12 protein-coding genes are annotated in these 13,833 nt (G+C 69.8%); 2 read left to right on the forward strand and 10 right to left on the reverse strand.

What is annotated here, in order from left to right:
- Positions 1-106: 106 nt before the first annotated feature.
- Genes VFI59_09130 through VFI59_09145 form a run of 4 tightly spaced genes read right to left on the reverse strand, consistent with a single transcriptional unit; the run spans position 107 to position 4,864 of the window.
- Positions 107-961 carry an SMP-30/gluconolactonase/LRE family protein gene (locus tag VFI59_09130; protein HET6713857.1) on the reverse strand — a complete coding sequence of 285 codons (855 nt, stop codon included), beginning with the start codon at positions 959-961 and terminating at the stop codon, positions 107-109.
- Complete coding sequence (locus VFI59_09135) at positions 949-2,061, reverse strand: M20/M25/M40 family metallo-hydrolase (protein HET6713858.1); 1,113 nt, start codon at positions 2,059-2,061, stop codon at positions 949-951. The genes VFI59_09130 and VFI59_09135 overlap by 13 nt, the downstream gene beginning before the upstream one ends.
- A complete protein-coding gene (locus tag VFI59_09140; protein HET6713859.1) occupies positions 2,058-3,404 on the reverse strand; it encodes an aminotransferase class III-fold pyridoxal phosphate-dependent enzyme in 1,347 nt (448 codons plus the stop codon). Before VFI59_09140 ends, VFI59_09135 begins: the two co-directional genes overlap by 4 nt.
- Positions 3,405-3,430: 26 nt before the next feature.
- Positions 3,431-4,864 (reverse strand): alkaline phosphatase PhoX, encoded by a 1,434-nt coding sequence (locus VFI59_09145; protein HET6713860.1) that lies wholly within the window; start codon positions 4,862-4,864, stop codon positions 3,431-3,433.
- Between the two features lie 255 nt (positions 4,865-5,119).
- Between VFI59_09145 and VFI59_09150 the strand changes: the two genes are divergently transcribed.
- On the forward strand, positions 5,120-5,596 hold the full coding sequence (locus VFI59_09150; protein HET6713861.1) for a hypothetical protein: 477 nt from the start codon (positions 5,120-5,122) through the stop codon (positions 5,594-5,596).
- Positions 5,597-5,608: 12 nt separating this feature from the next.
- Here the strand turns inward: VFI59_09150 and VFI59_09155 are convergent, their stop codons facing one another.
- From VFI59_09155 to VFI59_09175, 5 genes are read right to left on the reverse strand one after another with little or no spacing between them, the layout of a single operon-like run.
- Positions 5,609-7,213: an NAD(P)/FAD-dependent oxidoreductase gene (locus VFI59_09155; protein HET6713862.1), complete on the reverse strand. Its 1,605-nt coding sequence runs from the start codon at positions 7,211-7,213 to the stop codon at positions 5,609-5,611.
- A 52-nt stretch (positions 7,214-7,265) separates the two neighbouring features.
- On the reverse strand, positions 7,266-8,504 hold the full coding sequence (locus tag VFI59_09160) for an amidohydrolase family protein (GenBank protein HET6713863.1): 1,239 nt from the start codon (positions 8,502-8,504) through the stop codon (positions 7,266-7,268).
- Positions 8,505-8,562: 58 nt separating this feature from the next.
- Positions 8,563-9,339: an MBL fold metallo-hydrolase gene (locus VFI59_09165; protein HET6713864.1), complete on the reverse strand. Its 777-nt coding sequence runs from the start codon at positions 9,337-9,339 to the stop codon at positions 8,563-8,565.
- On the reverse strand, positions 9,336-10,574 hold the full coding sequence (locus VFI59_09170) for a diaminopimelate decarboxylase (GenBank protein ID HET6713865.1): 1,239 nt from the start codon (positions 10,572-10,574) through the stop codon (positions 9,336-9,338). The genes VFI59_09165 and VFI59_09170 overlap by 4 nt, the downstream gene beginning before the upstream one ends.
- A 50-nt stretch (positions 10,575-10,624) precedes the next feature.
- Entirely contained in the window at positions 10,625-10,906 is a 282-nt protein-coding gene (locus tag VFI59_09175) for a hypothetical protein (protein ID HET6713866.1), read from the reverse strand.
- Between the two features lie 695 nt (positions 10,907-11,601).
- On the opposite strand from VFI59_09175, the gene VFI59_09180 reads away from it, so the two are divergent.
- On the forward strand, positions 11,602-11,883 hold the full coding sequence (locus tag VFI59_09180) for a hypothetical protein (GenBank protein ID HET6713867.1): 282 nt from the start codon (positions 11,602-11,604) through the stop codon (positions 11,881-11,883).
- 830 nt (positions 11,884-12,713) lie between these two features.
- On the opposite strand, the gene VFI59_09185 is transcribed toward VFI59_09180, so the two are convergent.
- Complete coding sequence (locus VFI59_09185) at positions 12,714-12,854, reverse strand: hypothetical protein (protein ID HET6713868.1); 141 nt, start codon at positions 12,852-12,854, stop codon at positions 12,714-12,716.
- Positions 12,855-13,833 lie beyond the last annotated feature (979 nt).

Consider the following 13,833-nt stretch of genomic DNA (forward strand, 5'->3'; position numbering starts at 1 on the left):
GTCGGGGGAACCCTTCCGGAGGAGGCGAGCCGGCATGCCACCGAGGGCCGGGTCCCTCGGTCCATCGGCCGTTGGTCCGCTCGCGAGAGACACCGAACGGCGGGGATCAGTCGAGCGTGGGAAGGTGGAGCGGGATGCCGGCGACTCCGACGTCGGCGATCAATAGGAACGTGTCCCCGACGTTCGCGACCACCGCGCGATCGAGGCGCTCACCCACCCACGCGATGTTCGTCGGCGCGTCGAACGTCGAGGCGAGGTGGTCGTCGACCACGAGGTCGACGACGCCGTCCGGGTCGATCCGCACGAGCCCGTCGGGGCGGTAGAGCGTGACCCAGTACGAGCCATCGATGGCGAGCGCGATCCCGTCGGGGTCGGTGTCGGGGATCTCGGCGACGACCGTCGGCGGCCCAGCCGAGCCGTCGGCGAGGATCGGCACGCGCACCACGCGCTGTTCGTGCGCTTCGACGACGACCAGCGCGTCGCCGTCGGCCGTCACCAGCGCGCCGTTCGGGTAGCCTGGCACCTCGTCGGACCAGCGTTCCGCGTGCTCGCCTCCGGGCGAGAAACGGACGATCTCGGGCCTGCCGTCCTCGCCCGAACACGTCACATAGAGGCAGCCGTCAGGGCCGAACACCGCGACGTTCGGGCAGTCCATGTCGTCGCCGCCGACACCGCGGCTGTATGTCGAGAGCGCTCCGCTGGCCGGATCCCACCGGGCGATCTCGCCCTTCCCGGCGTCGCAGGCGTACACGCGCCCACGCCCGTCCACCGTGACGCCGAGCATCGAGCCGCCGGTCGAGCCCACCTGCGTCACGTCGCCGTCGAGCGCCACCGCGTAGATCTCGCCGCCCTCCCCGCCCGCGTAGACCTTCCCGTCGAAGGGGTTCCACGCCACGCCCTCCGGATGATTGAGGTCAGCGGCGAGCTCGTCGAACCGGTCGAGGGGGATCACGCTGCCCACCCATCGAGGCGACCGAGCAGGGTCTCGATCGTGCGGGCGGCGACGACCACTTCGTCGATCGCGATCGCCTCGTCGGCGTCGTGGGCGAGCCCGAAGTCACCGGGTCCCCACACGACCGCCTGAGAGCCTGCGAGCTCCACGAAGTTGTGGGCATCGGTCCACGCGGGCACGCCGACCGTCGGCGCCCGCGACCCCGACACCTCCTCGCTCGCCCGAAGCAGCGCGTCGAGGACCGGCGCGTCCGGGTGCGTCTCGAACGGCTCCACGCTCGCCTCCACGAGCTCCACGTCGGCATCGTGTTCGGCGGCGAGGGCGCGAAGCCTCGACTCGATCGCACGGGCCGCCGGACCCCCCGGCACCACTCGGATCTCGATGCGAACCCTCGCCCGGTCGGGCACGACGTGCAGTTCGCCGCCGCCCTCGATCCACAGCGTGCCCGGCACGTTCCGGCCGAGCAGGGGGTGCTCAACTTCGGTGAAGGGCTCGTCGTGAACCGCCAACAGGAGCCGCGCAGCCTTCTCGATCGCGTTGTCCCCGCGCTCGGGGAACGATCCGTGGGCGGACCGGCCGTGCACCTCGCAGATCGCATCGACGAAGCCCGCCTCGGCGACACCGAGCTCGAGCCGGCTCGGTTCCCCCGCGATCACCCACGTCGGACGGAGTGCCTCGGCCATCACGATCGATCCGCGGCCCAGCAGCTCCTCGTCGACGCAGACGCCGAGCGCGACCGGGGCAGACGCGAGGTCGACCCCCCGTTCGGCCGCGAGCAGCATGCCGAGCGCGAACGCGATCACCGATCCTTTGCAGTCACCGGCACCGAGCCCGCGGACGAGGTCGCCGTCGAGGGCAGCGTCCCAGGGCCAGGTCGGGGTGATCGTGTCGATGTGCGCGGTGAGCAGCAGCGATGGCTGGGCCGGCCATCCGATCACGAGGTCGTCGGCGGCGCCGTCCACCGGCAGGCGCTCGACCGGCAGGCCCCACGCCGCGCAACGAGCCTCGAGGTGATCGACGGCGTCGTGCTCCTTCCCGGACGGGGAATGGATCGCGACGAGGTCGAGCAGTTCCCGTGAGACCCACGCACGGGCGTCGGCGTCGTTCACGCCCGCGATCCGACGGCCTCTGCGATCGACTCGTCGAGGATGCCGAACACGGTCGACATCTCCTCGACCGGCATCACGAGCGACGGCTGGATGTTGAGCGACGTCGTCGACGGGTCGATCAGCAGGCCGCGACGCACGCACCCCCACGCGACCCGTTCTTGGAGCTCGAGGTCGCGTTCCTTCGTCTCGCGGTCCCTCACGAACTCGACCGCCATGAAGCAGCCGGTCGCGCGGACGTCGCCGATGGCCTCGTACCGATCGACGAGCCCCCGGAGCCCCTCGAGACCCGCGGCTTCCAGGGCCATCACGTTCTCGAGGATCGGCTCGTGTTCGAACACGTCCAGCGTCGCGAGCGCCGCGGCGCACGCCGCCGGCAGCCACGACCACGTCGAGCCGGTCGAGACGTCGTCGAAGTCCATCGAGGCCTCGGTGCCGAGCAGCGCGCCGATCGGCATCACGCCGCCCCCCATCGATTTCCCGAGGGCCAGCAGGTCGGGCTCGACCCCGAACCGCTCGACGGCGAACATCGTGCCCGCTCGGCCGAACCCGGTCTTCACCTCGTCGGCGCACAGCAGGAAGTCGAACTCGCGACAGAGGTCGGTGAGCGCCGGCCAGAACGTCTCTGGCGGGGCGACGCATCCGCCCGAGCCCATCACCGGCTCGATCATGAAGCCGGCGACCTCACGCGGATCGATCGCGTGGTGCAGCAGGAAGTCACGCAGGTAGTCGACCGTGCCGTCGCCGGTGCCGCCGGGCCGGGCCGCGAACGGTGTGCGGTAGGGGTTGGGGTAGGGCACGTGCACGAAGCCGGGCATCAGCGCCCGGTACCCGTAGGAGAGGTCGCTCGTCTCGGCGCCGATCGCGCCGGCGGTGCCGGCTTCCCCGTGGTAACCCCCCATGAATCCGATCACGATCGGCCGCCCGGTCGCGCGGCGCATGAACCGCACGGCGGTCTCGACCGCCTCCGTGCCGTTCAGCGCGATGTCGACCCGCGTGAGCGGGCCGGGCGCGATCGCCACGAGCCGCTCGGCGAGCGGCAGCACGTACTCGTGCGAGTAGTAGTGGGTGTCCTCGTTGCCGTAGCGGCGCAGCGCCTCCACGGCCGCCTCGGTGATGTCGGCGCGAGCGGCCCCTACGGGCACCGAGGCCATCGCGCTGATGCAGTCGAGGTAGACGTTGCCGTCGATGTCCTCGACCTCGTAGCCGGACTTGCGGCAGATCACGAACGGGCCGACCTCCTCGGCCAAGCCGCGGTACAGGACCGCGGACTGGCGCTCGAGGATGTCGCGCGTCTTCGGCCCCGGCGGAGTCGCGACGATCTTCGGCAGTTCGTCGTTCCCCACGCCGGTTCCGCCTCCGCTTCGATCGGTCACAAGCCGATGCTGCTCCAGTCTCCCGTGATCGCACACGTGATGCCGGGTACCTGGATGTTCACGAACAGCCACTCGCCGTTGGGGCTGAAGCACGGCCCCGCGAACTCAGAGAACCCAAGGCCGTCGCCGGCCGAGCGGCCGTCGTCGGGCACGGTCGGATCGTAGAGCTTGCCCGACGCCGCGAGGTAGTGCTGCTGCACTGCGAGCAGATTCTCGGCGACGTTGATCATCGTGCCGTTCGGCAGGAGCGCCTTCACGAAGTTGCTCTTCAGGTTCCCGTCCTCGGCGATCACGATCGCGCCGCCGGGGCTGGTCGTCATGTTGTCGGGACCGTCGAGTTGACTCTTCGCCGCCGATTCGAACAACAGCTCGAGCTCACCCAGCTCGTTCAGCTCGCCGGCGTTCGCGGTGGGGGTGTACGACCACACCTGGCCGAGGCCCGCGTCGCCGCCATCGCTCGATCCGAACACGATCGAGCCCTCGCGGTACGTGCAACCCTCGCCGCCGAGGAACTTCGCACCACCCTTGGCCCGGCCCTGCTGGAAGACGGCCGACGCGTTGTTCTCGGCGTTCGCGGGGTCCGGGTCGTCGATCGTGACCCAGTTGCACTCGAGCACGTCGCCGACGGTCTGCCCGGTGATCGTGTTGTACTTCGGCTGGCCTTTGACGCGCAGCATCTGCAGCACGCCCTTCCGCAGGTTGCCGGGCGTTTCGGGGATGAACCGGTAGAAGCCGTCGGGCCCCTCGTCCTCGGTCTGGTAGATCACCCCGGTGTCGGGGTCGACCGCTCCCGCCTCGTGCAGGAACCGGCCGAGCTTCTTGTAGGGCTTGGTCAACACCGCGGAGTCGTTGGCCGGGTCGACCTCGAAGACGTAGCCGTGCGGCTTCTTGCGCCCCGACCTCACCCCCGCCACGGTCTCCTCGCACGTGAGCCACGTGTCCCACGGCGTCGGGATGCCGGCGCAGTTGGTGTCGGTACCGTTCAGGCTGATCCAGTGCGACAGGAGTTCACCGGTGGACGCGTTGACCTCGAGGGTGGTCGTGCCGCCGGGCGCCTTCTTGTCCCACGCCGTGGCCGGGTCGCCGATCACGGTGCCCGCGGGCACGTCGTTGCCCTCCCCAAGCTCGTGGTTGCGGATGATGCGCCACCTTCCGCCTCCCATATTGAAGACCGCCATGCCGTCGTGGATCGGAGGCGTAATGAATCCATCGGTCATCGCCGACCCGAACGCTCCGAACGTGTGGTAGCTGAAGCCCGGCGGCAACGCCAGCTCGGGACCGGCGGCGACGAGGTCCGCGCCGCGAGGTTGCACCGACGAGGTGTTCTGAGCCAGCATCGCGGCGCCGGCTTCCCGATCGCGTTCCATCAGCACCGCGCTCGCCATCGCCGTTCCGATCACACCCATGCGGATGAAGCTTCGGCGATCCACTTCTCCTCGGCGTCCGACGCCGTCCGCTCGGACGGCAAGGTCCGGATCGTTGGTCTGCAACGCGGATTCCCCCCTTCGCCCCACCCGCGCACGCCCCGGTCCTGGGTTCGTGCCACGGGGGAGCCTGTGGACTGTCGACAATCTACGAACCAGCGAAGAAGCGGTCAACCCCTGCACGTACGATGACGGAACCCGACCCATCGGAGCAGAACGCTGAGCGCACGCGAGGAGAACGATCGAGCGCTGCTCATCGCGATGCCGTCACGCCATCTCGAGGCGGCGCGGGCCGCCTGCGACGAGGCCGGGGTGGTGACGCTTCCCGCAGGAGGCCCCGGCGACCTCGATGACGCGCACGAAGGCATGACGGTGCTCGTGATCGCAACGGACGCAGGCGACGCCGAAGTGCCCGCCGCCACATGGCGAGCCGTCTTCGAAGGACGCGTGCCGCACGGCTCGGGCGATCCGTGGCCCCTGGGCCTCCCCGACACCTGGACGGAGGAGCACGCTTGGAGCGGCGCGGTCGAGGTCCCGCCGACACCGGACCCGGATCACGACGAGGAGGAGGAGGAGGAGGAGGGCATGTTCGGGCCCCAATCGTTCTTCCGCGTCCGTGCGCTCGCGCCGTCACCGCGCGGTGAGTGGGTCTACGCGAACGAGCTCGTGCCGAAGCAGCAGCGCGGGGGTCGGACCTTCGTGCCGCGCACGCCGCGCGTGATCCGGTTCGTCGACTGACCAGGCCCGGCTTCAGCGCCGGCTCGAACCCTTCGCGTCACGCAGGACCTCGCGCGCAGCGTTCCGCCCGTTCGCCCCGGTGACCCCGCCCCCCGGATGCGTGCCGGCCCCGCAGAGGTACAAGCCCCGGATCGGCGTGCGGTAGTCGGCCCAGCCGCGCACGGGCCGCAGGAACAGCAGCTGGTCGGGCGCCATGTCGCCGTGCAACGCGTGCCCGCCGGTGAGGCCCATCAGGCGTTCCATGTCGAGCGGCGTCACCACCTGGCGATGCTGGATCAGGTCGGGCAGCTTCGGGAAGTGCTCGGCGATCGTCGAGATCGCCCGGTCGGCGCGGTCCTCCTTGAGGTCGTCCCACTCGGCGTCGCGCAACCGGTAGGGCTGGGAGTTCACGTCGATCGTGACGATGTGCTTGCCCTCCGGCGCGAGCGAGGGGTCGTGCACCGTCGGGAAGCAGAGCTCGATGTGCGCCGGGTCGGCGGCGATGCCATGCCGCGCTTGCGCCTGCTGGAAGTCCATGTCGGCGATGAACGGGTTCAGCTCCATGATGCCCGTGTGGTAGGGCTGCACGCCACCCTCGGGCATGCCCTTCACGAACGGGAGCTCGCTCACCGCCAGGTTGATCTTGATGCTTGTGCCCATGCACCGGTACGCCTCGATGCGGGCGACGAAGTCGGGTGGCAGGTCCTCGCGCTCGCACAACGACAGGAACGTGCGCTTGGGGTCGGCGTTCGAGAGCACGCGCTTCGCCGCGAGCTCCTCACCGCTCGCCAGCCGCACGCCCACGGCCCGCCCGCCGCGCGTCACCACCTGCACGACCTCGGCGTCGCAGCGGATCTCACAACCGGTCTCACGCGCCGCGTCGGCCATCGTCGCGGTGAGCACGCCCATGCCGCCGCGCACGAACCCCCACTGACGCACGCCGCCGTCGGCCTCCTCGCTTGCGTGGTCGTGCAGCAGCACGTACGCGGTGCCGCCCGTCGACGGCCCGGCCACGCTGTCGTTGATCGCGTGCCAGCCGAGGGCCGCCTTCACGTGGTCGCTCTCGAACCGTTCCGACAGGAACTGGTTCGCGCTCGTCGAGAACAGGTACGCCAGGTCGGCGAGACGCTTGCGCTGCCGCAGGCCGATGCGTCCCCACTTCGCCAGCGCGCCCAGGTCCGAGAGCGAACGCACGCGCGGATCGGGCGCAGTCCAATCGAACGACGGAAGAACGGCCCGCACGAGCTCGGCGAGGTCTTCCTCGAAGCGGGGCAGGGCACGAGCATCGGCCGTCGAAAATCGCCGGGTCGCGTCGATGTTGGCGGCCATGTCGTCGCCGAGGTAGTAGCGGGCGCCGTCCGGGTACAGGTTCAGCGTGGGACCGGCTGGATCGACGACGATGCCCCGTTGCACGAGACGCATGTCCTGCCAGATCGACTCGCGCAGCATCGAGAGCACGTAGGCCCCGGTCGACGCACGGAACCCGGGGGCGAACTCCTCGGTGTTACAGGCCCCGCCGACGAACGGGCGACGCTCGAGGACGAGGGTGCGAAGGCCCGCGCGGGAGAGATGGAAGCCCGCGACGAGACCGTTGTGGCCTCCACCGACGATCACGGCGTCGTACGTGACCCGGGTCATCGGCCGGACGCTATCGAGGGAGATTGTCGACTGTCAACCAAGCAGCGGCTGCTCAGACGGGCGACTTCACGACCACGCCGCTCTTCATCACGAACGTCACCTGCTCGAGGATCGACACGTCGTCGGTCGGATCGCCTTCTACGGCGATCAGGTCGGCGAACAGCCCGGGGGTGATCGTGCCCACCCGGTCCTCCCAGCCCATCAGCTCGGCGGACCATCGGGTGGCGCTCCGGATCGCCTGCATCGGCGTGAGGCCGTACCGCACGTAGTAGGGGAACTGCCGCGCGTTCTCCCCGTGTGGCGCGATGCCGGAGTCGGTGCCGAACGCGATGCGCACGCCCGCCTTCACGCACTTCGTGAAGCCCTCGCGCTGCGCATCGTTCGTGAGGTGCACCTTCGCGATCACCTCGTCGGTATAGCCGAGCGACGGGCCGACCTCGAGCATGTAGTCGCCGTCGTACATGTCGGCCACCAGGTAGGTGCCGCGCTCGGCCATCAGCTCGATCGCCTCGTCGTCCATCAGCGAGCCGTGCTCGATCGATCGAACGCCCGCTCGCACCGCGCGCTTGATGCCCTCTGCGCCGTGCGCGTGGGCGGCCACGTGGGTGCCGGCGCCCTCGGCTTCCTCGACGGCCGCGCGGAGCTCGTCCTCGGTGAACTCAGGCATGCCGGGCTTCGTGCCGCTCGTCAGCACCGCGCCGGTCGCGAGGACCTTGATGAAATCCGCCCCGTACCGCAGCACCTGGCGCACCGTCGATCGCATCTGGTCGACGCCGCTCGTCACCCCGAACCGCAGGTCCCGTGGCACGACCTCGTCGACGTCGACCGCCAGGCCGGTCACGTCGCCGGCCCCGCCGGGGGTGGTGACGTAGGCGCCCGCGCACATCATGCGCGGTCCGGCGATCCACCCCGCCTCGATGCCGTCGCGCAGCGCCACGTCGACGAACGCGCGGAACGTGCCGATGTCACGCACGGTCGTGAACCCTGCCTCGAGCGTGGCGCGGGCGTTCCGTACGCCGACGATCGCCTCCTGCGCGCCCGAGCGCATCACGAGCTGCGCGTACCCCTGGCCGTTGTCGTCGTCCCCGATCAGGTGCGAGTGCATGTCCATGAGCCCGGGGAGCATCGTGTGCCCAGGCAGATCGATGCGACGGGCGTCGGTGGGGGCGTCGGCGGTCGCGACCACGTCGGCGACGCGGTCGTCGTCGACGATCACGGCGAGATCGGTGAGCACCTCCCCTCGCTCGGTGTCGATCAGCCGGTCGGACGTGAGGACGGTGCGCTCGCTCATGGCGCGGAGGATACCGCCTGACGCCACTACTCCAGGTTGGACTAGAGCGTGGCGACGACTAGAGCGTGGCGAGGCCGCCGTGCAGCAACCCGTCGAGCAGCCGCCGCAACTCGTCGCCCTCGAAGGTGCGGTCGTGGCCGGCGTGCACGCGCCGCACCGGCAGCGACGCGAGCCGCCGCAGCGACGCCTCGGCCGCCTCGAGATCGTCGAAGCCCAGCCGTGCGTCGACGTAGGCGGTGTCGCCGCTGAACAGCAGGCCGGTGGAGGCCTCCCACACCGCGACCGAACCGGGAGTGTGCCCCGGCACGTGCAGCACCTCGAACCGGCGGTCACCCAGGTCGATCACGTCGCCGTCGTCCACGAACGAGGTCGGCTCGGCCCCCGGCGCGACCCAGCCGGCCGGGTCGAAGCCGTCGTGCGGCAACGCCTCGATCGTGCGATCGGGCACGTCGAAGCCGTAGTACGCGAACATCTCGTCGACCCCCTCGGGCTGGGCGTCACGCTCGATCCGCACCGGGAACGGCGCCCGCGTCTCTGCCGCGTCGGCCTCGTGGCACCGCCGGTCGTCGAACTCCGCGAGCCCGCCGACGTGGTCGAAGTGACCGTGCGTCGCGACGGCGATCACCGCCCGGTCGGCCGCGAGCTCGTCGATCGCGGGCCGCAGCGGACCGATCCCGTTGGCGGTGTCGACCACGAGGTCCGCGTCGCGCCCCCGCACGTGCCACACGTTGGACTCGAGCATCGGCGTGATGTGCCCCTCCACGAGCAGCGTCACGCCGTCTTCGGCATCGTGCATCCGCCACCAGCGCTCGGCGACCGGCAACCCATCGCTCACATCCGATCCTCGAACAGCAGGGACGGCGCCGGCTCCCTCATGCAGTGCGCCGACGTCATCGACGCGTTGTACGAGCCGACGTTCGGCAGCGCCACGATGTCCCCCTCTCGCACGTCGGGGAACGCGTGGTCCTCGGCGAACAGGTCGGGTCCCTCGTTGATGTGGCCGGAGAACGTGACGTCGTGCACCGATGCCGCATCGGCGGCGCGGCAGAGGATCGGGAAGAACGGGATGCGATACACGAAGTGCTCGCAGAGCACGTTCCAGCCGGTGTCGAGCCCGACGAACGTGGTGCCCTCGCGGTCCTCGACCGTCACGACCTCGGCGAGATGCACCCCGGCCTGCTTCGCGATGAACTCCCCCGGCTCGGTGGCGACCGTCACGCCGAGCGGACCGAAGTGGCGCGCCATGATGCCCGCCCAGGCGGCGAGGTCGAGCGGATCGTCGGTCGGTCGGAACGGCACGCCGAGGCCTCCCCCCGTGTTCACCTCGGCGATCGGGCACCCCGCCTCGATCAACGCCGCGGTGGCTTCGGCGACCCGCCGCATCACCTCGTCGACGACGTCGAGCGAGTCGTCGAAGTACAGGTAGCCGGAGTGCACGTGCACGGTGTCGATCGTGAGCCCGTGTCGCCGGCTGATGTCGACGGCCTCCGCTAGCCGCTCCGGGTAGATGCCGAACTTCGTCGGCTTCGAGCCGGCGTAGGCGCTCTCCGTGCCGCCGGCGTGCGTCGCACCAGCGCGTGGGTTCACCCGAACGCCGATCGTTCGGCCGGGAGCGGCCCGGCCCACGCGCTCGAGCTGCGTCAGCAGGTCGACGTTCAGGTGGCAGCCCGTCGGAAGGATGCGAGCGAGGTCACGATCGGAGAGGTTCGTGCCGGTGTAGCTGATCTCCTCGGGCTCCCAGCCGTGCTCGAGCGCCCACTCGAGCTCGCCGGGCGAGCAGACGTCGATGCCCACGTACGGCGCGCGCTCGCGCAGGAACCGCAGGAAGCCGGGCTCACGCTGGGCCTTCAGCGCGTAGCGCACGCGCCCGGCCACGCCCGACGCGTCGAACGCGGCTCGGAGCGCCTCGGCCTGCTCGCGCGCGTTCTCGAGGTCGTAGACGAACAGCGGGGTGCCGTGCTCGCGCGCCAGGTGTTCCGCGTCGCGACCGGCGATCGTGAGCCGCCCGTCGGCGATGCCGAGGCCCGGCCGGGCCCACCACGTGCGTTCCTCGATCGTGGTCACGCGCATGCGCACAGGCTAGCGGGCGGCGCGGCGCCGCGAGAAGGTTCCCCCGTGTGCTAGACGGTCGCGGCGGGAGCCTCGGCGTCGTCGGCGATCTCAGCGTCGGGCGGCGCGTCACGGAGCGTCAGGATGCCGGCCCCGATACCCAGCACGCCGCCGAGCCCCGAGAGCCAGATGCCGAACGCCAGGCCCCTGCCGTCGGCGCGGGCGATGCCCCACACGACCGAGAGCGTCAGCACGACCGCGGTGACGGTGATCAACGCCGCCATCGAGCGCCGGACGCGCGGGTCGCCCATCAGCAGGTAGGCCGCCGAGAACGCGAACAGCGCGACCGACATCGCGAGCGCCGAGCTTGCCGCTCGCGTCGGCGGTGCCGTCGAGCTCTGCCGACCCGCCAGGCCGCGAGATCGCGAACCACGACGCGTAGACACCCAACAGCCCGACGATGCCGGCGACGGCACCGGCGATCCTGGGGTAGGAAAGCTTCACCGAGCTCATGCGGATCCCTTTCGGCTGCGGCGCACGGCCGACGAGCGGTGACGTGCGTCCCAGGAACGTGTCGGCAGGGCAAGCGTCGTGCTTGACCTTCGGGCCGATCGCCGCGGCGCGGTCCGCCTGGAGCGGCTGGCCGGTCCACGACACGATGACACGAACTGGAGATCGGGACGTCCCGATCGAGGGCGACCGGGACCTCGCCGATCGGATCGCCGGGGCGCAGTTCGTCGAGCTTCCCGGCATCGACTCGTTCCCATGGGCAGGGGACCAGGAACCGCTCCTGGCTGAAATGGAGGCATTCGTGACCGGCACGCGCGCGACGGAGGAGGCCCATCGCGTGCTCGCCACGGTCCTGTTCACCGACATCGTTGGGGTCGACCGAGAGGGCCGCCGAGCTCGGCGACGCCCGATGGAAGGAGCTGCTCGCGGCCCACGACGAGAAGGCGAAGGCCGACATCGAGAGGTTCCGGGGGCGCTACGTGAACACGACCGGCGACGGACTTCTCGCTACCTTCGATGGCCCCGCGCGAGCGGTTCGATGCGCGAAGGCCATCGTGGAGGCGGTGTCAGGCCTCTCGGGCTCGAGGTCCGCGCCGGCTGCCACACAGGTGAGATCGAGCTCGAGGGAGAAGACGTGCGGGGCATCGCCGTGCACATCGGTGCCCGCGTCGGGGCCCTCGCCGGCCCCGGAGAGGTGCTGGTCTCGAGCACGGTAAGGGATCTCGTGGCGGGCTCCGGTCTCGTCTTCGAGGACGCGGACGAGCACGAGCTCAAGGGCATCCCCGACCTCTGGCGCCTCTACCGGGTGACGACGTCGTGACCTGCTCGGGCGGCATGAGGTGGCTCCGGGAGCCAGACCACCGGTTGCGTCGTTACAGGGCCCAGTAGATTTGCGTGTCCTCAGGACCTGGGACCGATCGCCGCTGCTCGTCGACTTGTCTGTGGGCCGCGTCCAGCTCGCGACGAACGGTCGCACATGGAGCGATCATCGAGAACGGGCGAAGTCGGGGTGAAGGAGCGAGGGGGAAAGGCGACAGTGACTCCTCCACTCCGTCGAGCTCGACCCTCTGACGGTCGCACCCTGCCCATCCGTCGGAGTCCGACCGCGAGGCCGTGACGCTCACACTCGTGCACGACGCAATCCCAACGATGACGACGACCACAGTGACGAGCGCTCCGAGCCGCATCGGACGAGTGTGGCACCGACGTGATACGGGGAGAACCGCTGGAGTGTGCTCATTCTGTGCGCGGCACGATGGCCGAGTCGGTGCAAGAGACGCCCACGCGCGGAGTGACCCTGGAAGTCGCGGGGCCCGGCACGCGGATCAGACGAATCCAAGATGAGATCCGGAGTACACGACCAGGACAAGGCCATCACGGCCAGTGCGGAACGTAGTTCATGCGGTAAGCCGTGCCCGTATAGGTGATCCGTGAACCGTCCCCATCCGCCTCGATGTCATGGCGGTGGATGAACTGCACCTCCCACGGCTTTCCACGCCTGCGGTCCAACCGGCGCCTCCGTCTCGATCACGAAGAGGTTCGGCGGGGCTGCCTCAGTGACGACGGACCGAGGCGGAACGTGCCGTTGACTCCGCTCCGGTCGAGTTGAAGGTGGTGCCGAGCCCACTGCACCGTCGGGACCCTCCAGGGTCAGCGCTTGAAGCCATCGTCCCTCGCGCGCTCGCCCGACCACAATAGGTGTGCCTTGAGGTCGGTGACCGTCTCGTAGCCGACTCGCTGCGGCGCTGAAGACGTGACCGTGACCGAGGTCTGGAACCGCAGGACCTTCACCCTGGTTCGACCCTACCCCTTCGGCCTGCCACACAGTTCAACGATTCGCTCGTTAGAGAGGTCGTTCGTGATGTGCAGCTCACTCGCTTCGAGCAACCGGTGCTGGGCGAGCGACAGACTCAACCGTCCCACCATCTGCACCGGTCGCAGCCCCATCCGGTCGCGGTCCCGGGGAAGGTGCTGAACGATGATCGGGAGCATTGACGTTCATCCCGGCCCGGGTCAGGGATACCAACCGCGGCCCGGCGCGCGATCGATCATGCTCGCGGGCTCGGGGAACATCCAATTCGTGGTGACGTGCCACGAGATGGGCCGCTTCGTCGGCACCAGCCACTCCAACGGGAAGCGGCACGCCGCGATCTCCCCGTGCCGTCGAGTCCGGTACACGCCTTCCCTCGGCTCCGAGTCAGGCTCGCCCGCTTGATCCCGCACCGTTCGCCCTGCGGCATGACGGCACCGAGCGGGTAGTTGAGGAAGGCGATGCGATCGACCCGGCCGTCCCCGCGGGTGTCGAGCGCGACGCTGCTCATCCACGCATCGAAGGGTCGGGAGTGAGCGCGCAGGGTGATCGTCAGGAAGCGTCGACCCTCGTCGGTCCGGAAGATGCGCACGGTGCTGGACGCACATCGAATCCGGTGCAGCGTCGATCGTCTGGTTCCACACATGGCACATCGGACGGGTCTCTTCCGGCTGCGACCCACTCGACATCCGCCTGGGCGGTCGAGGGGAGCAGGGAGGCGACCATCGCCGCCACAGCCATGATCGCGCGAAGTGTGGTATTCGGCCCAGCAAAGGCTACCTGCACAGGTCGACGGTCCGCTCGTTCGGGTAGTCCACGCGAGCACCGGGGACCCCAGCTTCTTGGGCGATCTCAGGTGAACGCCGGGCTTGACCCGCCGTCGATTGCGGCCTATCTATGGGCGATTAGCCGGTGCCCGCTTGGCGAGGGGAGCTCCCATGCAGCGAAGCGGGTTTGGGT

It is taken from the genome of Actinomycetota bacterium (assembly GCA_035697485.1).
Taxonomy (GTDB): Bacteria; Actinomycetota; UBA4738; order UBA4738; family HRBIN12; genus JAOUEA01.